Origin of the sequence: Streptomyces sp. NPDC060028 (assembly GCF_042736725.1) — a bacterium.
GTDB lineage: Bacteria > Actinomycetota > Actinomycetes > Streptomycetales > Streptomycetaceae > Streptomyces.
The window spans coordinates 67,132-86,968 of the sequence record NZ_JBHWVJ010000003.1; the positions used below are offsets into that span (position 1 = coordinate 67,132).

14 protein-coding genes are annotated in these 19,837 nt (G+C 73.8%); 7 read left to right on the plus strand and 7 right to left on the minus strand.

Translation table 11 applies throughout. The features are described from left to right. Positions 1-4 precede the first annotated feature (4 nt). From ACFWBF_RS02580 to ACFWBF_RS02590, 3 genes are all read left to right on the plus strand, one after another. Positions 5-1,234: an MFS transporter gene (locus ACFWBF_RS02580; protein ID WP_385593981.1), complete on the plus strand. Its 1,230-nt coding sequence runs from the start codon at positions 5-7 to the stop codon at positions 1,232-1,234. Positions 1,235-1,279: 45 nt separating this feature from the next. Further along, entirely contained in the window at positions 1,280-1,948 is a 669-nt protein-coding gene (locus ACFWBF_RS02585) for a (2Fe-2S)-binding protein (RefSeq protein ID WP_385593984.1), read from the plus strand. Between the two features lie 81 nt (positions 1,949-2,029). Then, positions 2,030-3,454, plus strand: a complete 1,425-nt coding sequence (locus ACFWBF_RS02590; RefSeq protein ID WP_385593987.1) for an alpha/beta hydrolase family protein — start codon at positions 2,030-2,032, stop codon at positions 3,452-3,454. Between the two features lie 5 nt (positions 3,455-3,459). Here the strand turns inward: ACFWBF_RS02590 and ACFWBF_RS02595 are convergent, their stop codons facing one another. Both ACFWBF_RS02595 and ACFWBF_RS02600 read right to left on the minus strand, forming a co-directional pair. After that, entirely contained in the window at positions 3,460-5,226 is a 1,767-nt protein-coding gene (locus tag ACFWBF_RS02595) for a S8 family serine peptidase (RefSeq protein WP_385593990.1), read from the minus strand. 284 nt (positions 5,227-5,510) lie between these two features. After that, on the minus strand, positions 5,511-6,890 hold the full coding sequence (locus tag ACFWBF_RS02600; RefSeq protein ID WP_385593993.1) for a cation:dicarboxylate symporter family transporter: 1,380 nt from the start codon (positions 6,888-6,890) through the stop codon (positions 5,511-5,513). A 105-nt stretch (positions 6,891-6,995) separates the two neighbouring features. Here ACFWBF_RS02600 and ACFWBF_RS02605 point away from each other — a divergent pair, with 105 nt between their 5' ends. Further along, the gene (locus tag ACFWBF_RS02605; RefSeq protein WP_385593996.1) at positions 6,996-8,612 is read left to right on the plus strand and encodes an ATP-binding protein; all 1,617 of its coding nucleotides are present in this window, start codon (positions 6,996-6,998) and stop codon (positions 8,610-8,612) included. Next, positions 8,609-9,313: a response regulator gene (locus tag ACFWBF_RS02610; RefSeq protein ID WP_385593999.1), complete on the plus strand. Its 705-nt coding sequence runs from the start codon at positions 8,609-8,611 to the stop codon at positions 9,311-9,313. The genes ACFWBF_RS02605 and ACFWBF_RS02610 overlap by 4 nt, the downstream gene beginning before the upstream one ends. Here ACFWBF_RS02610 and ACFWBF_RS02615 read toward each other — a convergent pair. Continuing rightward, positions 9,271-10,116 carry a tyrosinase family protein gene (locus tag ACFWBF_RS02615; protein WP_385594002.1) on the minus strand — a complete coding sequence of 282 codons (846 nt, stop codon included), beginning with the start codon at positions 10,114-10,116 and terminating at the stop codon, positions 9,271-9,273. The two genes, ACFWBF_RS02610 and ACFWBF_RS02615, sit on opposite strands and share 43 nt — an antisense overlap. After that, a complete protein-coding gene (locus tag ACFWBF_RS02620) occupies positions 10,113-10,517 on the minus strand; it encodes a tyrosinase family oxidase copper chaperone (RefSeq protein ID WP_385594005.1) in 405 nt (134 codons plus the stop codon). The genes ACFWBF_RS02615 and ACFWBF_RS02620 overlap by 4 nt, the downstream gene beginning before the upstream one ends. A gap of 256 nt (positions 10,518-10,773) precedes the next feature. Between ACFWBF_RS02620 and ACFWBF_RS02625 the strand changes: the two genes are divergently transcribed. After that, on the plus strand, positions 10,774-12,165 hold the full coding sequence (locus tag ACFWBF_RS02625; protein ID WP_385594008.1) for a glutamate decarboxylase: 1,392 nt from the start codon (positions 10,774-10,776) through the stop codon (positions 12,163-12,165). Positions 12,166-12,171: 6 nt separating this feature from the next. Here the strand turns inward: ACFWBF_RS02625 and ACFWBF_RS02630 are convergent, their stop codons facing one another. Next, entirely contained in the window at positions 12,172-14,592 is a 2,421-nt protein-coding gene (locus tag ACFWBF_RS02630) for a Helicase associated domain protein (RefSeq protein WP_385594011.1), read from the minus strand. Positions 14,593-14,741: 149 nt separating this feature from the next. Then, positions 14,742-16,409, minus strand: coding sequence for a sigma-70 family RNA polymerase sigma factor (locus ACFWBF_RS02635; protein ID WP_385594015.1), 1,668 nt, complete (start codon positions 16,407-16,409; stop codon positions 14,742-14,744). A gap of 458 nt (positions 16,410-16,867) precedes the next feature. Between ACFWBF_RS02635 and ACFWBF_RS02640 the strand changes: the two genes are divergently transcribed. Further along, a complete protein-coding gene (locus ACFWBF_RS02640; RefSeq protein ID WP_385594018.1) occupies positions 16,868-18,976 on the plus strand; it encodes a tetratricopeptide repeat protein in 2,109 nt (702 codons plus the stop codon). On the opposite strand, the gene ACFWBF_RS02645 is transcribed toward ACFWBF_RS02640, so the two are convergent. Further along, positions 18,973-19,755 carry an IclR family transcriptional regulator gene (locus ACFWBF_RS02645; RefSeq protein WP_385594021.1) on the minus strand — a complete coding sequence of 261 codons (783 nt, stop codon included), beginning with the start codon at positions 19,753-19,755 and terminating at the stop codon, positions 18,973-18,975. The genes ACFWBF_RS02640 and ACFWBF_RS02645 overlap by 4 nt on opposite strands. Positions 19,756-19,837 lie beyond the last annotated feature (82 nt).

Consider the following 19,837-nt stretch of genomic DNA (forward strand, 5'->3'; position numbering starts at 1 on the left):
GGCCGTGACGATACGGATCCTGCCCCCGCCCGGAGCGCCGCGCCGACTGGCGGCCGCCCAGCTCAGCAATTCCGTCGGAGACGGTGCCTACTACGTCTGTTCGGCGCTCTATTTCACCCGGGTGGTCGGTCTCTCGCCCGCCCAGATCGGCCTCGGCCTGACGGTCGCCTGGGCCATCGGATCGGTTGCGGGGGTGCCGCTGGGGGCGCTGGCCGACCGGCGGGGCCCGCGCGGCACCTCCGTGGCGCTGGCGGTGGCCACCGCCGCGTCGGTGGCGTCCTTCCTGTTCATCCGCTCCTTCTGGGCCTTCCTCGCCGCCGTCGTCGTGTACGCCACCGCCCAGTGCGGGCTGGCGGCCGCCCGGCAGGCGCTGCTCGCGGGAATCGTCACCCCGCAGGAGCGGACCGGCGTACTGGCCCACCTCCAGGCGGTGCTCAACGCGGGCCTGGCCCTGGGCGCGGCCCTCGGCGGCCTCGCGCTGAGCGCCGACACCGAGCGGGCGTACCTCGCGGTGTTCGTGCTCGACGCCGCCGGCTTCCTCGTCTGCGCCGCCGTACTGCTGTCGCTGCCGGTGGTGGCTCCCGTGCCGGAGCGGGCGGCGGGGGAGCCGCGGCTGGCGGTGCTGCGGGACCGGCCGTACGCGCTGGTGACCCTGCTGAACGCGGTCCTGCTGCTGCGGATGCCGCTGCTCAGCCTCGCGATCCCCCTGTGGATCGTGGAGCGTACCAACGCCCCCGGCTGGCTGGTGTCGGCGCTGTTCGTGCTCAACACCGTTGTCGTGATGCTGTTCCAGGTGCGCACCGCCCGGCCGGTGACCGACCTGGACAGCGCCCGGCGCGCGCTGCGGATCTCCGGGCTGGTGATGGCCGCCTCGTGCGCCGTGTTCGCCCTCTCCGCGCTGCCCGAGGCGGGCTGGGCGGCCGCGGCCGTGCTCGTGGTGGGTGCGGCGCTCCAGGTGGACGCCGAGATGCGGCAGTCCGCCGGCTCCTGGCAGATCGGTTTCGAGCTGGCCCCGCCCGAGCGGATCGGCCAGTACCAGGGCTTCTTCGGCACGGGCGTGCCGGTCGCCCGGACCCTGGGCCCGCTGGTGCTGACCTCGCTGCTCCTGCTGTGGGGCATCCCCGGCTGGCTGCTGCTCGGGGCGCTGCTGCTGGCCGCCTCGTACGGGATGGGTCCGGCGGTGCGGCTGGCCGGCGCGTCGAAGCAGGGCCTTTCGCCCGGCGTCCGGAGCTGAGGCCCCGCGGGCCGCCGGGACTCCACCGCCTGAGATCATCCGGGCATGGACGAGGTGCTCGGGCAGGTGGCCGCCGTAGGGCCCTTCTTCGCCGTGCCGTACGGGAAGGAGCCGCCCGGTCCCGGCTTCCGGCCGCTGGCGGAGCTGTACGGGGGGCGACTCGCGCCGTACGTCACCGAGGTGGGGCGGCGGATCGGGAGCGGGCCGGGCCGGGTGGCCGGCTCGACCGCGCAGCTCGGGATCGCCTCCCGGCTCTGGTCGCTCGGGCTGGGCTGCGCGGCGCTGTCGGGGAGCGTGCCCGACCTCGCCGCCGACCGGGTGTGGTGGCGGCTGCCCGCCGCGGGGTCGCTCCAGCTCTGGCTGCCGGAGCCGGCGTACCTCCCGGCCCGGGAGCTCGGGGAGAACGTGCTGGGCAACCTCGAAGTACTCGACGCGGCGCTGCGGGAGCGGTTCGGCGTCTCGCCCAAAGTGCTGCGCGGGAACACCGCTTCCGCACTCGTCGGGGCGCTGCGGGTGCTGATCGACCGGGTCCCCGGCGGCGCGGCGGTGGAGGCGGCAGCCGGGCTGCTGGCCGACGGCGGCCCGCTCGGGGGCACCGGCACCTTCCTCCACGAGGAGGGGCTCGGCGTGGCCTTCGTGCGGCGCAGCTGCTGCCTCTACTACAAGGTCCCCGGCGGCGGCTTCTGCGGGGACTGCGTACTGCGGACCCGGTAGCGGCCGGGCCGCGGGTCCGTTCGGGGCAGTGGCGGGTGTGGCGGCGGGCGAGCCGCCGGGGGGCCTTCTACGGTCCCTGCCATGACGCACGCTCGCACACCGCACCGGCCGCGGCCGTCCGGGATCTCCCGCCGGGCGGCCCTGACCGGACTCGCGGCGGGGGCCGGCGCCCTCGCCGTCCCGGGCACCGCGGCCGCAGGAACCGCGGCCGCCGCGCCCGCCGTGGCCGCGCCCACGGGCTCCACCACGGCTCCCGATCCCGCCCCCGGAGCCATGCGGCTCTTCACCGATCCGGGGTTCGAGTTCGCCGGCCTCTTCGCCTTGGGCGCCGCCGGGATGCGCGCCTCCGAGGTCGGCGAGGTGCTGAGCGCCGTCAACGAGATCAACACGGCCGGCGCGTCCGAGCAGTCGTTCACCGACACCTTCCGCTCGTGGGGCGAGCGCCTCGCCGCGCTCCCGGCGGCCGGCCGGCACGGCCACGAACCCCCGTCGCAGACCCGCCGCTTCCGCTCGCTGCGGGCCGCGCAGTACTACGCCCAGGCCCTCTTCCACGTCCTGGGCACCACGGAGCCGGGCGACGAGAAGGAGCTGTACCTGGCGGGACGGGAGGCCTGGGACACCTTCACCCAGCTCTGCTCCCCGGCCGCCGTCCGCGCGAAGGTCCCGTACGGCACGACCCGTCTGCCGGTCTGGTTCTTCCACCCCGACGGCCCGGTCGAGCCCCGCCCCACCGTGATCCTCACCAACGGCAGTGACGGCCAGAACGTCGACATGTGGACCTACGGCGTGGCCGCGGCGCTGGACCGGGGCTGGAACGCCCTCGTGTACGACGGCCCCGGACAGGGGCAGTTGCTCTTCGTGGAGGAGCTGCCCTTCACCACACGCTGGGAGAAGGTGGTCGGCCCGCTGATCGACTGGCTGGAGCGGCGGGTGGACGTGGACAGCAGCCGGATCGCCCTCACCGGCCTCAGCATGGGCGGCAACCTGGTCGCCCGCGCCGCCGCCTTCGAACCGCGCCTCGCGGCCGTGGTGAGCATGCCGGGATGCCTGAGTCCGTGGCTCGGCTTCGACAAGGAACTGCGCGACGTCGTCACCGCCGACAAGGCGCGGACCAACCGCACCTGGAACGAGGAAGTCGTCCCGCAGCTCACGCCGCAGCTCGCCTACACGGTCAAGAAGCGCTTCGAGATCTTCTCGAAGGAGGCCCTGCGCGAGGCGCGCGCCGGCCGGCTCTTCAAGGACCTGTGGACCCCGGCCCGGACGGCGATCGGCCTCGACGTCACCGCGGTGGTCCCGAGGATCAAGGTTCCGACGCTGGTCCTGGACTACGACTTCGAGCAGTTCTACCCGGGCCAGCCACGGCAGATGTACGACCTGCTCCGCTCGCGGCGCGAGTACGTGAAACTGACGGCGGCCACCGGGGCGCAGTTGCACTGCTCCCCGATGGCCCCACAACAGCACTGCGACGTCGTCTTCGACTGGCTGGCCGACGTCCTGCGGCGCTGACGTGACTAGAAGGTCAGGTTCCAGGCGTCGATCTTGCCGGTGTCCTGGCTGGCGTTGTCGTTGACACGCAGCTTCCAGACGCCGTTCGCGACCTCGGAGGAGGCGTTGACGGTGTAGGTCTGGGCGATGTTGTCGGTGCCGCTGCCCGTGTGGTTGTGCAGGGTGTAGACGGTGCCGTCCGGCGCCACCAGGTCGACCTTGAGGTCGCCGATGTAGGTGTGCTTGATGTCCACGCCCACCTTGAGGGTGGCCGGCGCGTTGCCGGTCACACCGCTGACGGTGATCGGGCTCTCCACGGTCGCGTTGTCGTTGACCGCGAAGTCCCCGAGGTTCTCGAAGTACTTCCCGGGCGGCGGGGTGGCGCCGACCGCCTTCAGCGCGTCGACCTGGCCCTCACCGAAGAAGCCGTTGTTGGCCGTCGTCCCGGTGCAGCGGCTGTCCGACGGGCAGGCCACGTCGTTGGCCTGGGTGGCCAGCTTGTCGCGGATCTGCGCCGGGGTGATGCCCGGGTTGGCGCTCGCGATGAGCGCGGCGACGCCCACCACGTGCGGGGTGGCCATCGAGGTGCCGCTCTTGGTGCTGTACCCGCCGCCCGGAGCGGTGGAGTAGATGTTGCTGCCGGGCGCCGCGACGTCGATGACGCCCTGGCCGAAGTTGGAGAACGAGGCCTTGGTGACGCCGGTGCCGTTCGCCGCGACCGTGACCACGCCCGGGAGCTCGGTCGGGATGTCCATGCACGCGTTGGTGATGGTGCGGGTGACCGGGGTCGAGTCGTTCGGGCTCGCCGAGTCGGTCGTCTTGTGCGCGAGGTCGTAGTCCTCGTTGCCCGCCGCGGCGACCTGGAGCGAGCCCTTGCTCTCCGCGTACTCCTGGGCGCGCTTGACGCCCTCGATGATGGCGGCCTGGTCGATGTTGTCCGGGCAGTTGAACTGCCACGGGTCCGTGTAATAGCTGTTGTTGGTGACCTTGAAGCCGTGGTCGCCGGACCAGACGAAGGCGCAGATGGTGTTCTCGGCGAAGAAGAACGAGTTGCCGGGCTCGGCCACGCGGACCGAGGAGATCTTCACGCCCGGCGCCACGCCGACGACGCCCTTGCCGTTCTTGGCGGCGGCGACGGTGCCCGCCACGTGGGTGCCGTGGGTGTCCACGTCCCGCCAGGCGCCGACCCGGGTGTCCGCCTTGCCGTACGCGCAGGACGCGGAGTCGGCGGCGTTGAAGTTCGGCGCCAGGTCCTGGTGCTGGTCGTCCACGCCGGTGTCGAGGATGCCGACCTTGACGGAGGCGGAACCGGGGTTGACGGCCCAGGCCTGGTCGGCCTTGATCTGGCTCATGTCGACGCGGACCGGCTCGCCGGCGGCGGTGCTCGACTGCGCCGGGTTGGCGGGCAGCGCCGGGTTGTAGGCGTCGGCCGGGACGTCCGAGGTGCGGGTGGCACCCACCTTCTGGACCCCGCTGACCCCGCGCATGGTCGTCGCGAAGGTGCTGGAGGTGGAGTGGGCCACGATCACGCCGATGGCGTCGTAGTACGAGAAGACCGAACCCCCGTTGGCGGCGACGGCCGAACGGACGGCCGAGCTGTCACCGGGGGCGGTGATCACCAGGTAGGCGCGGGTGCCGGCAGCCCAGGTCGCACTCTGGGAAGTCGGCGCCGCGGCCGAGGCCTTGGCGGGGGCGGACGGGACGACCGTGCCGGAAGGAGAGACCGGCGCCGTGCCGGCGAGCGCGGCGGGAGCCCCGAAGGCCAGCGCCGCGCCGAGGGCGGCGGCCAGCACGAGAGTACGTCGAGGTCGGCTGGATATGTGGGGTATCAATGCGTCCTCCGAAGACGACCCGGCGGTGCGGGTGGCACCTACCGGGCCGTACGAAACGAGTGGTGGACGCAAGATGTCAGATGCATGCCACGGTATGGAAGTACCTTTTACAGCACGAGAGTCAGACCGGGCTTGGCCGAAACTCGACCATGGCGTGCACATGTGAAGACCGGCCGGGTGGGGCACCGTGGGGGCGAGCCCTGCCCGGCCGGTCGCCGCCGCGTACCGGCTGCGCTACCGCGCGCTCACACCGGTACGCCGTCCTTGGCGTCGGCCGACCGGACCGGCACGGGGGCGGGGGCCTCGTGCCCGTCGTCGGCCAACGGGGATTCGTCTCCGTCGTCGACCAGCGTGGATTCGTCGAACGGCAGCCGCCCCGCGAGCACGTCACCGGCCCGCTCCCGGTCGAACTCCTTCGTCCAGGTGCCGATCAGCACCGTGGCGATGGCGTTGCCCGCGAAGTTCGTCATCGCCCGGGCCTCGCTCATGAACCGGTCGATGCCCACGATCAGCCCGACCCCGTCCACCAGTTCCGGCCGGTGCGACTGGAGCCCGCCCGCGAGCGTGGCCAGGCCCGCGCCGGTCACCCCGGCCGCGCCCTTCGACGCCACGATCATGAACAGCAGCAGGGAGATCTGCTCGCCCAGTGCGAGCGGCTTGCCCATCGCCTCGGCGACGAACAGCGAGGACATGGTCAGGTAGATCGCGGTCCCGTCCAGGTTGAAGGAGTACCCGGTCGGCACCGTGATCCCGGTGACCGGCCTCGACACCCCCAAGTGCTCCATCTTCGCGATCAACCGCGGCAGCGCCGACTCCGAGGACGAGGTGGACAGGATCAGCAGGAACTCCCGGCCCAGGTAGCGCAGCAGGGCGAACACGCTGATCCCGGTGCAGACCCTCAGCAGCGTGCCGAGCACCACGAACACGAAGAGCAGGCAGGTGGTGTAGAAGCCGATCATGATGACCGCGAGCGATTTGAGCGCGTCGACGCCGGTCGCCCCGACCACGGCCGCCATGGCCCCGAAGGCACCCACCGGCGCCGCCCACATGATCATCGCGAGCACCCGGAACACCAGCTTCTGCACGTGCCCGATCCCGCGCAGCACCGGCTCGCCCGCCGTGCCCATGGCCTGGAGCGCAAACCCGCACAGCAGCGCCACCAGCAGGGTCTGGAGCACCTCGCCCCCGGTGAAGGCGGACACCATGGTGGTCGGGATGATCCCCAGCAGGAACTCGGGCGTGCTCTCGGCGGCGCCCGCCTTGGCCTGCGCCTCGCCGGCGTGCCGCACGGCCTCGGTCAGGTGCAGCCCGCTGCCGGGCTCCAGCAGGTTCCCCACCACCAGGCCGATCGCCAGCGCGACGGTGGACATGACCATGAAGTAGCCGAGGGCGAGTCCGCCGACGGCGCCCACCTTGGCGGCCTTGCGCACCGATCCGATGCCCAGCACGATCGTGCAGAAGATCACGGGCGAGATCATCATCTTGATGAGGTTGACGAAGCCGGTGCCCAGCGGCTTGAGCTCCACGGCCACGCCGGGAGCGGTGAAGCCGACGGCGATGCCGAGCAGTACCGCGCCGATCACAGCGATGTAGAGATAGTGGGTCTTGTCGCGCCTGGCGGCCACGGTGCCTCCTGGTGGTGAATACGTTCGGGGAGACCATCGCCCGAGCTTGTGACCCCGGTCACCCTTGCGTTCATTGAGTTCACGGCCGGGTGCACACTGAACGCCATGCTCCGCTTCCCCCGACCGCCCCGCAGCCTCGCCGGCCAGCTCTTCGCCATGCAGGTGCTGCTGGTCGCCGTGGTCGTGGCCGGATGTGCCGTCTTCGCCTACGCGACCGCCCGCGGCCAGGCCGAGGAGGCCGCCCGGCGCCAGGCCCGGGCGGTGGCCCGCGCGGTCGCCGACTCCCCGTCGGTCCTGGCGGCCGTACGGGAATCCGTACGCGGCGCCGACCCCTCGGCCGCGCTCCAGCCCTATGCCGAGCGGGTGCGCACCGACTCGGGCGTGGACTTCGTGACGATCATGGCCCCGGACGGGCGGCGCTGGACCCACCCCGACCCGCGGCGCATCGGCGAGCGCTTCCTCGGCAACACCGCCCCCGCCCTGCGCGGCGAGACCTTCAGCGAGACCTACACCGGCACCCTCGGCCCCTCCATCCGCGTGGTCACCCCGCTGAAGGACGGCGGCCGCGTCATCGGCATGGTCAGCGCCGGCATCACGGTGCGGGCGATCAGTGCCCGGCTCGCCGAGCAGCTCACCGCCCTGATCTGGGTCGCGGGCGGCGCGCTCGCCCTCGGCGGCCTCGGCACGTACGTCGTCAACGCCCGGCTGCGCCGGCACACCCACGGCATGAACGCCGCCGAGCTGAGCCGGATGTACGACTACCACCAGGCGGCCCTGCACGGGGTCCGCGAAGGCCTGCTGATGCTCGACGGGCAGCGCCGGATCACCCTCATCAACGACGCCGGACGCGAACTGCTCGGCCTGCGCGGTGAGCTCAAGGGCGCCGGCGTCGCCGACCTCGGGCTGCCCGCCCCGCTCACCGGCGCGCTGCTCGCCGACCGGCCCCGGGTGGACGAGGTGCACCTGAGCGCCGACCGGGTCCTGGTGGTCAACAGCTCGCCCGTGGCCGGCGGCGGCCGCCGGGGCACCGTGGTCACCCTGCGGGACCACACCGAACTACAGTCACTCGCCGGCGAGTTGGACCACGAGCGCGGTTTCAGCGAAGCCCTGCGCTCGCAGGCCCACGAGGCGGCCAACCGGCTGCACACCGTCGTCTCCCTCATCGAACTCGGCCGCGCCGAGGAGGCGGTGGACTTCGCCACGGCCGAACTCAGGCTCGCCCAGGCGCTCACCGACGAGGTCGTCAGCGCCGTGGGCGAGCCGGTGCTCGTGGCGCTGCTGCTCGGCAAGGCCGCCCAGGCGCACGAGCGGGGCGTCGAGCTGGTCGTCACCCCGGACAGTCGCAGCCTCGCCGACGGCTCCGGGCTGCCTCCGGCCCGCGACCTGGTCACCGTGCTCGGCAACCTCATCGACAACGCCGCCGACGCGGTCACCGCCGTGCCGGGGGCGCGGATCGCGGTGACCCTGCGGCCCGAGGGGAACGAGCTGCTGCTGCGGGTGGCCGACAACGGCCCCGGGCTGCCCGAGGGGGTGGACGTGTTCCTCAGGGGCTGGTCGGGCAAGGGCGAGGGCCGCGGCCTCGGCCTGGCACTGGTCCGTCAGGTGGTCCAGCGCTACGGTGGAGCGGTGGTCGCCGCCCAAGGCCCGGGCGGGGGCGCGGAGTTCACCGTACGGCTGCCGATGGCGCAGTCCGCCGCGCGGGGCGAAGGCGGGTCCGCGTGAGTGCGCCCGAGGTGCGGGTGCTGGTGGTCGAGGACGATCCCGTCGCCGCCGACGCGCACGCGCTGTACGTCGGCCGCGTGCCCGGCTTCACCGCCGTCGGCGCCGTCCACTCGCTCGCCGAGGCCACCCGCGTCCTGGAGCGGACCCGGGTCGACCTGCTGCTGCTCGACCTCACCCTGCCCGACGGGCACGGGCTGCGGTTCGCGCGCGGGCTGCGGGCCGCCGGACACCCCGCCGACGTCATCGTGGTGACCTCGGCGCGGGATCTGGGCGTGGTCCGCGAGAGCGTCTCGCTGGGCGTCGTCCAGTACGTACTGAAGCCCTTCGCCTTCCCCACGCTGCGCGAACGGCTGCTGCGCTACGCGGAGTTCCGGGCGACGGCCGCGGGCGAGGCGGCCGGGCAGGACGACGTGGACCGGGCGATGGCGGCCCTGCGCGCGCCGCGCCCGGCGGAACTCCCCAAAGGGCTGAGCGCGCCGACCCTGGACCGGGTCGCCGCGCTCCTGCGGTCGGCCCCCGAGGGGCTGACCGCGGCCGGGGCGGCCGAGGCGGCCGGGATCTCCCGGATCACCGCCCGCCGCTACCTGGAGCACCTGGTGGACACCGGCCGCGCGGGCCGGACCCCCCGGTACGGCCAGGTCGGCCGCCCCGAACTGCACTACCGCTGGCTGGCCGCGGCCGGCTCGGTGTCGAAGGTGTAGAACTTGCGGTGGTCGAGCATGTCCGCCGGGGTCACGTCGTTCCACGGCCGCATCGTGTCGCGCAGGTCCACCACGTTCGGGGTGCCGGCGGCGGGCAGGTAGGTGGACTGCGGGTGCCGGGCCTGCCAGTCGGCCCACAGCTTGTCCACGAAGGCGTGGTGCATCCAGAACACCGGGTCGTTGGGCGAGACGCCGGTGGCCATCTGGCCGCCCACCCACACGTGCACCCGGTTGTGCAGGTTGGCTCCGCGCCAGCCCTCCAGGTTGTTGCGGAAGCCGCTGGAGGAGCTGTTCCAGGGAGCCGTGTCGTACACGGGCATGGCGAGTACCGCGTCCACCTCGGCCTTGGTGGGCAGCTCGGCCACGCCGGCGCCGAGCGCCCGGCGCAGGTAGGCGCGCCCGTCCACCCGTACGGCTATGTCCCACTTGCCCGTCGCGTACGCGAACGGTCCGTCGAGGACCTGCCCGTCGCGGGCCCGTCCGGTGCCGCCGAGGAAATCGGCGGCCCAGAGCGACGAGCGGGTGGTGCGGTCGGCGCTCCAGTCCCAGTACGGGATCGAAACGCTCTCGTCCACCGCCTGCAGCGCCGCCTCGAATTCGAGCAGAAAGCGACGGTGCCAGGGCAGGAAGGAGGGGGAGCGGTGGCCCACCCGGTCGCCCGAGTCCGTGTCGGCCATGATGAAGCCGTTGTGGGTGGTGACGAACCGGTCGTAGCGGCCGGTGCGCTTCAGCTCCAGCAGCGCGTTGGTGAAGGCGCGCTTCTCCTCGGGAGTGAGCGTGGCCTGGTTCTTGCGGACGGTCATGCCGTGCCTCCCATGGGGGCGAACGGGAGGAGGGTCGCGCCCTGGAGCTCCCGCACGGCGGCGCGGGCGAGCGTGGCGGGGCTGGCAAAGGTTTCGTAGTGGTTGACCACGCTGATCCAGGTGCCGTCGGCGTTCTGCATCACGTGCAGTTCGCGGCCGTCTATCCGGACGGTGGGCATGCCGGGGGAGTGGTGCCCGCCGTGGTGGCCGCCACCGCCCGCCGCGGCGGGGGTTATCTGGATGCGCCGGCCCTGGTACACCTCGTCGACCGTGCCGACGGGTGTGGTGGCCGCGCGGGAGTCGGCGGTCGTGGCGGCGTGCGCGGTGGCGCCTGCGATGCCGAGGACGGTGAGTGCACCGGCAGTGGTGCCCAAGGCCTGCCGGCGGGTGATCTTCTTCATGGCCGAAGAACTATCAGGGCGGCGGCACCAGTTGACCGCTATCCGGACATCATCGGATAAGTTTCATATAGAACGATTTATATGATCTTCCCGTTCAGGCCGGATTCAGCGGCTCGGACAGGAAGATCTGTTGCGAACATCCTACTCGTCAGTAATTTCTTCGGCGGCGCGCCACCCCTATGGAGGGGATCACATACCCGGAGTCGGCCGGAAGGTGCATCGTGGTGCAAGGGTGATATTCCCCTATAGTCCTGATATGGCTCTCCATAAGACGAAGGACACACACGCCCGCGACGCCGACACGGACGTGTTCGCGTCCGTACTGAGCGGTCAGATCCTCCCCAAAGACCGGATGCCTGACGACCACTCACCCTCCGAAGTGGTCTACGAACTGCTCCGCAACGAGCTGCTCCTCGACGGCAACGCCGCCCAGAACCTGGCCACCTTCTGCACCACCTGGTCCGACGACGGCGTACGCCGCCTGATGGCCGACTGCCTCGACAAGAACATGATCGACAAGGACGAGTACCCGCAAACCGCCGAGATCGAGGCCCGCTGCGTCAACATCCTGGCCGATCTGTGGAACGCCCCGGCCACGAACGCCGCCACCGGCTGCTCCACCACCGGCTCCAGCGAGGCCGCGATGCTCGGCGGCCTCGCCCTCAAGTGGCGCTGGCGCGAGCGCCGCCGCGCCGCCGGACTCCCCGTCGACCGCCCCAACCTGGTGTGCGGGCCGGTCCAGATCTGCTGGGAGAAGTTCGCCCGCTACTTCGACGTCGAACTGCGTCAGGTCCCCCTGGAACCCGGCGCCACCGGCCTGCGGCCCCATCAGCTCGCCGCGCACGTCGACGAGAACACCATCGGGGTCGTCGCCATCCTCGGCGTCACCTACACCTGCGACTACGAGCCCGTCGCCGAACTCGCCGCCGCCCTCGACCTGATCGAGGCCGAGCACGGCTGGGACGTCCCCATCCACGTGGACGGCGCGAGCGGCGGCTTCGTGGCCCCCTTCCTCCACCCCGACGTGGTGTGGGACTTCCGGCTCCCGCGAGTGGCCTCCGTCAACACCTCAGGGCACAAGTACGGACTCGCCCCGCTCGGCGTCGGCTGGATCGTCTGGCGCAGCGCCGACCTGCTGCCGGCCGACCTCGTCTTCGACGTGGACTACCTGGGCGGCGACATGCCCACCTTCGCCCTCAACTTCTCCCGGCCCGGCGGCGAGGTCATCGCCCAGTACTACCTCTTCCTGCGCCTGGGCCGCGGCGGCTACCGGCGCGTCCAGCAGGCCTGCGCCGACACCGCCCGCTACCTGGCCCGCGAGATCGCCGCGACGGGCCCCTTCACCCTCCTCTACGACGGCGAGGGCGCACTGCCCGCCGTCTCCTACACCCTCACCGACCCGGCCGCGGCCGGCTTCAGCCTCTACGACCTCTCCGACCGGCTGCGCATGCGCGGCTGGCAGGTGCCCTCGTACCCGCTGCCGGCCGACCGGCAGGACACGGTCATCCAGCGGGTCCTGATCCGCCACGGGGTGACCCGCGATCAGATCGCCCTGCTCGTCGCCGACCTGCGGCGCGCGGTGGAACACCTCACCGTGAACCCGCCGCCCGCGCCCGCCACCGAACCCCGCTCCGGCTTCCACCACTGAGGACGCTCACCCCGACGCCGACCACCGCATGCCCAACGCGGTCAGCGCCCCGGCGCGCTCCGGGCTGAGGGAGGCGGCGCGGGAACGCTGGTTGGCGATCCAGGAGCCCAGGCGGAACTCCTGGTCGCCGACCCGCTCCACATGCGTACGGGGGACCGACAGATGCCGCTCGCGGGCATGGAACCGCCGGGCCGCCTCCAGATGCGCAGCCCACGCGGCGCCGTGGCCGAGCCGCTGCCGCGGCCGTGGCCCCCCGGCGTCCGGGGCCACGCCCAGGGTGTGCTCCAGCATCCAGCGCTGGACCCCGGTCAGCCGGTCCCACGACTGCCGCTGGGACCGCAGCCACACCCCGAGGTCCTCGCCCTGCACCACGGTCTCACCGGGTCCGCCCGGGAGCCGGCCGCCCGCCTCCAAGTGCACCCGCGTCAGGTGGAAGGCCCGCTGCCAGGAGATCTCCCAGGCCGGACACCAGGCCGGGTCCACCGCCTCCAGCGCCGCGCGGCGCTCGGCCGACAGCGCGCCCGGCCCCTCCCGGCGGGCGGCGGCCCGCTGGTTCTTGACCCACACCCCGACCGGGGAGCCGCGCCAGGTGGCGTCCACCGGCGGCAGCAGGTGCCCGTGCTCCGCCGCCCAGCCGCGGGCCGCCGCGAGCCCCTCCTCGAAGGTCACGTCGAAGTGGCTCCACACCATTCCCAGTTCGTCGAGCTGCGCCCGGCGCTCCCGGCCCAGCGCCCCGCGCCGGTTGGTACGCCGGGCGTCCGCGATCCACTGGCCGAGCGGGAACCCGGCGAGCCCCGGCGGCCACTCCTCCCCGGCCGCGGGCACCTTGTACGCGAACGGCACCTTCAGGTCCCCGAACGCGCCCGCGTAGATCCGGGAGGCCTCCACCCCGCGCCGCCAGTGCTCGCGCTCCGGGCGCAGCACCCGCAGCCGGATGAAGGCCGCCAGCAGCGCCGGATCGCGGGGACTGGAAAAGCTCAGCAGGGACCGCGCCCCCGCCCGCAGGCCCGTGTCCGCCGCGCCCCGCACCCCGCGCCGGCTCGGTGCCTGCGGCTGCGCCAGCGACTCCACCATGCGGGTGTCGTGCGCCCGCAGCGCCTCCAGCAGCCGAGCGAGGTCCCCGTACGCACGGGAGGTCAGCATCGTCTCCGGGGATTCCCCCGGCCCCAGCAGCACCGGCACCACCAGCGAGGCGATCTTGCCCTCGCCGGGCCGGATCCGCAGCGCCCGCCCCACCGCCTGGACCAGGTCGGGCATGGATCCGCGTACGTCGGCCCAGTACACCGAGTCGCACTCCTTGGTGTCCACGCCCTCGCCCAGCACCCGCACACTCCCGAGGAACGCCTTGTCGGCGACCCGGTACGCCGCGAAGGCGTCCAGCACCCGCCGCCGGTGCGCCGGGGTGTGCTGCCCGCACAGCCAGTCCGCCCAGACGGTACGCGGATACACCGGCTGCGGGGAGCGGTTCGCGGCCCGCAGCCGCGCCGCCACCGCGGGCAGCCCGGCGGCGAAGGCTTCGGCCTCCCTCGTCAGGTGGTGGAAGACCAGCGTCCGCCGAAACCCCTGCTCGGCAGCCGCCTTCACCAGCGCCGTCTGCAACGCGGCCAGCCGCGCCCCGCGCACCGCGTCCGAGCGCCCGTCCGGACCGAGCAGCACGGCCGCCTGGAACCCCGGATCGGTGACGTCCACGCAGACGATCTGGTACGGGGCGCATATCCCCCGGTCGATGGCCTCCGCGAGGGTCAGGGTGTAACAGCGCGCGCCGAACGGCCCGTCCGCGTCGTCCTCCATGGACGCCACGAGGTCGCCCCGCCCCTTGGGCGCCGGGCCGTCGCCCTCCTGCGTCTCCTCGCCGTCCTGCCACACCCGGGGCGTGGCCGTCATGTACAGCCGCCGGACCGCCGGGATCCGGCTGTTGTCGTGGACCACCGCCCAGGGCTTGCCGATCCGCCCCGAGGTGCGGTGCGCCTCGTCGACCACGATCAGGTCCCAGCCCGGCAGCCCTTCGCGATGGGCCCGCTCGACGGTGCCCAGGCCCAGCGAGGCGTACGTGGCGAACACCGTCACCCGGTCCACCCCCCGCCCGGCCCAGCGGGCCAGCGCGGCCGGATCGGTGGTGGTGGGCACCCCCGCGTCCTCACCGCGCAGCGAGCACACCGCGAAGGCGCGCCCCGTCCTGCCGCCCTCCCGCCAGGCCGTCGCGGTCTGCACCAGCAGGTCGAGGGAGGGAACCAGCACCAGGACCCGGCCCGCCCGCATCTGCTCGGCAGCGTGCACCGCGACCAGGGACTTGCCGGAGCCCGTCGCCATGATGACCTGCGTCCGCAGACCCGCCCGGGGGACCTCGCCCCCGGCGGGCAGCTGGAGCGCCCGCACCACGGCGTCGACGGCCTCGCGCTGGTGGGGGCGGAGCTTCTTGCGAGCCATGCGCGTCACCTCACCCCGTGATCTGCCCGTTTGCCTCCAGCACCTATCTTGCCCCGGTTTTGAAGCAGGGGCGGGAGGCGGGGTGCGCCACCGGGCGCAGGCGGCGGGGCAGACCGTCGGTGACGCGCTGCCGTCAGGTTACCGGCGGGTCACTGGCGGGCCCCGAAGTTCTGCGTCCACCACGGGCCGCCCGCGCCCTGGTGGATGCCGACGCCGATGTCCTTGAACGAGCAGTTGAGGATGTTCGCGCGGTGCCCCGGGCTCTTCATCCAGGCGTCCATGACCTGCTGGGGAGTCTGCTGGCCCTGCGCGATGTTCTCCCCGTACGTCGACCAGCGGTACCCGGCGGCCGTCGTCCGCTGCCCCGGGTCGGCGCCGTCGGGGTTGGTGTGCGAGAAGAAGCTCCGCTTGGCCATGTCGTCGGAGTGCCCCTGGGCGGCTGCACGCAGCTGCGAGTCCTCCTTGAGCGGACCACAGCCGGCCGCCGCCCGTTCGGAGTTGACCAGTGCCACGACCTGGGCCGCGGTGCCGCCCTGCGGCGCGGGGGCCGGGGCGGGGGCGCGGCTGGGCGGCGGGGTCGAGCGGGTCTGCGACGGGGTCGGCGTCGCAGTGGGGCTCGGACTCGCGGCCGACGGGCTCGGCGAGGCGGAGGCCGACGGGGACGGAGTCGCGGACGGGGACGCGGAAGCCGACTCGGAGGGGAGCCCGGCGCCGCCCGTGGTCGACAGCGCCGCCAGCGGGGCCGCGGGCGCGCCGCCCGCCTCGGAGTCGCCACTGCCGGGCAGGGTGCCGAGGTACACCAGACCGCCGCCCGCGACGCAAGCGGCGAGCACCGCGCCGCCGATCACCCGGCGCCGGTACCTGCGCCGCCTGCGCTGCGCGCCGCGGCCGCCGGCGGGGCTCTCGGCCGAGCTCTGGACCGGGGTGAGCTGCGTCGGCGCATCGGCGGGGCCCCCGCCGGCAGCGCCGTCGGCGAAGCCCGCGCCCGCGAGGTCGAAGCCGGCGCCCGCGAGGTCGAAGCCGGCCGCCGCGGCGGAGCGTACGCCCGCCAGCAGGGCCACCGAGACCGGCACCAGCGCCAGCCCGGCCAGCAGCCCCTCGGCCGGCATCAGACCGCCCCACAGCCCGGAGCACCGTACGCACTCCCGGGCGTGCCGGGCTATTCGCTTGCGCCACAGTGCGGAAGGCAGGCCGTCCCAGCTCGCCGCCACCGTCCGCAGCCCCTCGCAGGGCGGCTGCGTGTCGAGCGCCCGCTCCACCACCCGGGCCGCCTCCAGCTGCGCCTTCATCCGCTGCACCCGTACCGCCGTGTGCTGCGGGGACAGCTCCAGCGCCGCCGCCATCTCCGCCCGGGTCAGCTCACCGGCGCACTCCAGCCACCACAGCGACAGCAGCGCCCGGTCGTCCGGCTCCAGCCAGCGCGTGGCCCGCGCCGTCTCGCGCCGCTGCCCCTCCAGCTGGAGCCGTGTGACGGTCAGGTCCACGAAGTCGGCGCCCGGGTCGGCGAGCTCCCACGCGGCCTCCAGGCCGCTCTCGCCGGGGGCGCTCTGCCGGGCCTGCCAGTGCGCCCGTACCCGGTTCATCGTGATCGCCACCAGCCAGGACCGGAAGCTCTCGTCCGCGCGCAGGCCGCCCAGGCCGTCGAGCGCCCGCAGCATCGTGTCCTGCACCACGTCGTCCACGTCGCAGGACCCGTTCAGGGCCCGCCCCACGATGTTGTAGACGAGCGGCAGATAGGTGCCGACCAGTTCGTCCTGCGCACGGGGATCGCCCGCGCGGGCCGCGGCGACCAGCGCTGCCGTGTGCTCAGTAGTCATGTGATGTTCCCTGTCCGTGCCGGCGGTCGATGGTGCCCAATACCTGGGAGACCGTCGAGAGGGGCCCCGATAACACTTATCCGCAAAACGAGTTCCCGGCCTGCGGCGGGTGGCCGTGAGAGGGACGCTCCTGCGCGGGATCGGCCGCCAGGGTGAAGCCCCGTGCCGAGGCGTCCATCCGGGCGAGCCGCCGCAGGGCAGCCAGCATCGCATCCCCCAGCCCGGTGCCCGCCACCGCCCGTCACCGCCTGCTCCGCCGGCCCCCATGACCGCCCGCTCCGCCTGTCACACCGCCCGCTCCGCCGGCCGGTCCCGGCCGCGGCGGTCGAACCGCGGCTCGACCGGCGACGAGGAGGCGACGGCTGCGGGGAACTGGGAGACCGCCGCTCTCCGTTGGGGTGTCCGAACGGGCGGCCGGGGTCACAATGGGGAGGACCACGGGGCGGGTGGGGGGCGGCATGTCGGCATTGCCATTACGGGGTTCCGGCCGGGCCAGGGCCTGGATCGGCTACCTCGGTGCGGTCGGGCTGGGCGCGGGCGCGGTGGCGCTCGCGGCCGTGTGGACCTCGGGGGCCTGGGCCGCCGGGATCGGCGCGGCGGTGACCACCCTCTCCGGACTCGTCGCGGAACGGATGAGCCCCGCGGAGCCGGACGGCGCCGCCCCGGGAGAGGTGCTGCGCACCGCGGCCGGGCGGATTCCGCGGCTGCGGAGCGTGGACCGGCCCGAACTGGCCGGTGCCCACCCGGCCGAAGGCCCCGGGCACCCGCCGCCCGCGTACATCGAGCGCGACGCCGAACCGCGGCTGCGCGAGGCCCTGGACCGGGCCCGCTTCGTGCTCGTGGTCGGGGAGTCCACGGCCGGCAAGACCCGGCTCGCCTACGAGGTGGCCCGCACCCGCTACCCCCGCCACGCCTTCGTCCGGCCGATGTCCCGCGCCGCGCTGCCCGAGGCGGTACGGATCGCCGCGCGGCGGCGCCGCGCCGTGCTGTGGCTCGACGACCTGGAGGACCACCTCGGCGCGGGCGGGCTCACCGCAGCCCAACTGGCCTCGCTTCACCGGGCGGTGGTGATCGCGACGATGCGGGTCCAGGAATACCGCCGCTACGACGCCCGCGAGGAGAGCCGTCTCACCGGCTCCGACCGGGACGCCTGGCGGGCCCAGCGGGACCTGCTCCAGCACGCCGCCGTCATCCGGCTGCCCCGGCACTGGTCCCCGCGCGAGCGCGACCGGGCCGCCGCCCACCGGGGCGACCCGCGGATCGGGGCCGCGCTGCGCGCCGGGGAGCGGTTCGGGGTCGCGGAGGTGCTGGCCGCCGGGCCGGAGCTGCTGGCCTCCTGGGACAACGCCTGGGCGCCCGGAGCCAATCCGCGCGGCGCCGCCGTGGTGACGGCGGCGGTGGACTGCCGCCGGGCGGGGCTGCGCCGCCCCGTCACCCGGGAGTGGCTGCGCGAACTGCACGCCCCCTACCTGGCGGCGCGCGGCGGCGGTGACCTCCAGCCGGAGCCCTTCGCCGCGGCGATGGAGTGGGCCTGCGCGGCCGCCTACGCCACGAGCGGGCTGCTCGTCGGCAACTACGGGGCCGGCTTCACGGCCTTCGACTACCTGCTGAACGCGCCGGGCCAGGGCGCGGTTCCCGACCATCTGTGGCGGGGTCTGCTGGCCCGGGTGGAGCCCGCGGACGCCTACGACATGGGCCTGGTCGCCCACCAGGAGGGGCGCCTCGCCCGGGCCGTCGAAGCACTCGCTTTCGCCCGGCGCGGCGCAGTCCCCGGCGCCGAGCTGCCACTGGCCACCGCGATCGGGGACTCGGGGCAGCCGCGCCGGGCCGCCGCGGACCTTGCCGGAATCGTCCGGCGGCGCACGGACCGGCTCGGCCCCCGGCACCCGGACACCCTGGCCGCCCGGCACCAACTGGCCTTCTTCACCGGGGAGGCCGGCGACCCCCGGGCCGCGGCGGCCAAATTCGCGGCCCTGGCTGCGGACACCGGGGAGGTGCTGGGTCCCGACCATCCGGACACGCTGGCGACCCGGCACCAGCTGGCCTACTTCACCGGCGAGGCGGGCGACCCCCGCACGGCGGCCCGGCAGTTGGAGGCGCTGCTGGCCGACCGGCTGCGCGTCCAGGGCGCCGGGCACCCGCAGGTACTGGCCACCCGACGCAGCCTGATCTGGTTCCGCCCGGGCGAACCGGCCGAGACCGAGAGGGCGTTGGAGGAGCTGCTGGCCGAGGCCGAGGAGCGCATCGGCCCCGACGACCCGCACACCCTGGCCATCCGGGGCAGCCTGGCGGCACTGGCCGCCCGCGCCGGGACCACCGCCGAGGCGGCCGAGGCCTGGGGCGCACTCGCCGCCGACCGGGCCCGGGTGCTCGGCGAGGGCCACCCGCACGTGATCCACTCCCGGCTGGAGTGGGCCCGGGCCCTGATCGCCCAAGGCCGCCCGGCCGAGGCGGGGGCACTGTTGACCGCCGTCCTGGCACAGGCCGAGCCCGTCCTGGAGCCGGGCCACCGACACCTGCGGACCGCCCGCGAACTCCTGGCCGGCGGACCGGCGGCCGGGTACTAGAGCAGCGGGGCCAGGGCCCGGGTCGCCGCGTGCAGGGCCGGGACGTAGGACTCGATCTCCTCGCGGGAGACCAGGAAGGTGACCGTGGTGACGCTGACGCCGCCGAGCGGGCGGCCCGTCGGGCCCAGGATCGCGGCGCCGACGCAGCGGATCGTGGGTTCGTTCTCCTCGTCGTCGAGCGCGAACCCCCGGTCCCGTACGGCCGCCAGCTCGGCGTGCAGCGCCTGCGGGGTGGTGAGCGTGTTCGGCGTCCGGCGCGGCAGTCCGGTGGCGGCGATCAGCTCCGCCGCTTCCGCGGCCGGCAGGTGGGCCAGGATGCTCTTGCCGATGGCCGTCGTGTGCAGGGGCATCCGCATGCCGACCCGGGAAGCCGTCCGGAAGGGCTGCGCGCTCTCCAGCTTCCGGATGTAGGTGATGCTCTCCCCGCTGTGCACGGCGAGGTGCACGGCCTGGCCGGTGGCCTCCCGGAGCTCGCACAAGATCCCCTCGATGCTCTCCGGCTCCCCGCCGCTGACCAGGGCGGACAGTGCGCGGAGCCGGGGTCCGACCCCGTACCGGCCGTCGCCCTCGGGACGTACGAAGCCCTGCTCGACCAACGAGGCCAGGATCCGGAACGTGCTCGACTTCGGCACCGCGGCGGCCGCCGTCACATCGGTGAGCCGGTGCGGGCCCCCGGGCGCGGCCACCGCCTCCAGGATCCGCAGGGACTTCTCCAGCGCGGAGCCGGCCGCCGAGGTCCGGCCCCCGCGTGCGCCGTCGGCGGCTTCTTCCGTTGACACGGGGTCTCCCAGCCTGTGTAGGGTCTAGACCAGATCGTTCCGGTACACGATACCAAGTTCCACTACGTGGAACAAATGGAGG

What these genes read in the sequence shown, in the direction of transcription:
- ACFWBF_RS02635 (WP_385594015.1), bottom strand. Translation starts at nt 16,409, where the DNA reads ATGACTACTGAGCACACGGCAGCGCTGGTCGCCGCGGCCCGCGCGGGC.
- ACFWBF_RS02640 (WP_385594018.1), top strand. Translation starts at nt 16,868, where the DNA reads ATGTCGGCATTGCCATTACGGGGTTCCGGCCGGGCCAGGGCCTGGATC.
- ACFWBF_RS02585 (WP_385593984.1), top strand. Translation starts at nt 1,280, where the DNA reads ATGGACGAGGTGCTCGGGCAGGTGGCCGCCGTAGGGCCCTTCTTCGCC.
- ACFWBF_RS02590 (WP_385593987.1), top strand. Translation starts at nt 2,030, where the DNA reads ATGACGCACGCTCGCACACCGCACCGGCCGCGGCCGTCCGGGATCTCC.
- ACFWBF_RS02620 (WP_385594005.1), bottom strand. Translation starts at nt 10,517, where the DNA reads ATGAAGAAGATCACCCGCCGGCAGGCCTTGGGCACCACTGCCGGTGCA.
- ACFWBF_RS02615 (WP_385594002.1), bottom strand. Translation starts at nt 10,116, where the DNA reads ATGACCGTCCGCAAGAACCAGGCCACGCTCACTCCCGAGGAGAAGCGC.
- ACFWBF_RS02630 (WP_385594011.1), bottom strand. Translation starts at nt 14,592, where the DNA reads ATGGCTCGCAAGAAGCTCCGCCCCCACCAGCGCGAGGCCGTCGACGCC.
- ACFWBF_RS02605 (WP_385593996.1), top strand. Translation starts at nt 6,996, where the DNA reads ATGCTCCGCTTCCCCCGACCGCCCCGCAGCCTCGCCGGCCAGCTCTTC.
- ACFWBF_RS02625 (WP_385594008.1), top strand. Translation starts at nt 10,774, where the DNA reads ATGGCTCTCCATAAGACGAAGGACACACACGCCCGCGACGCCGACACG.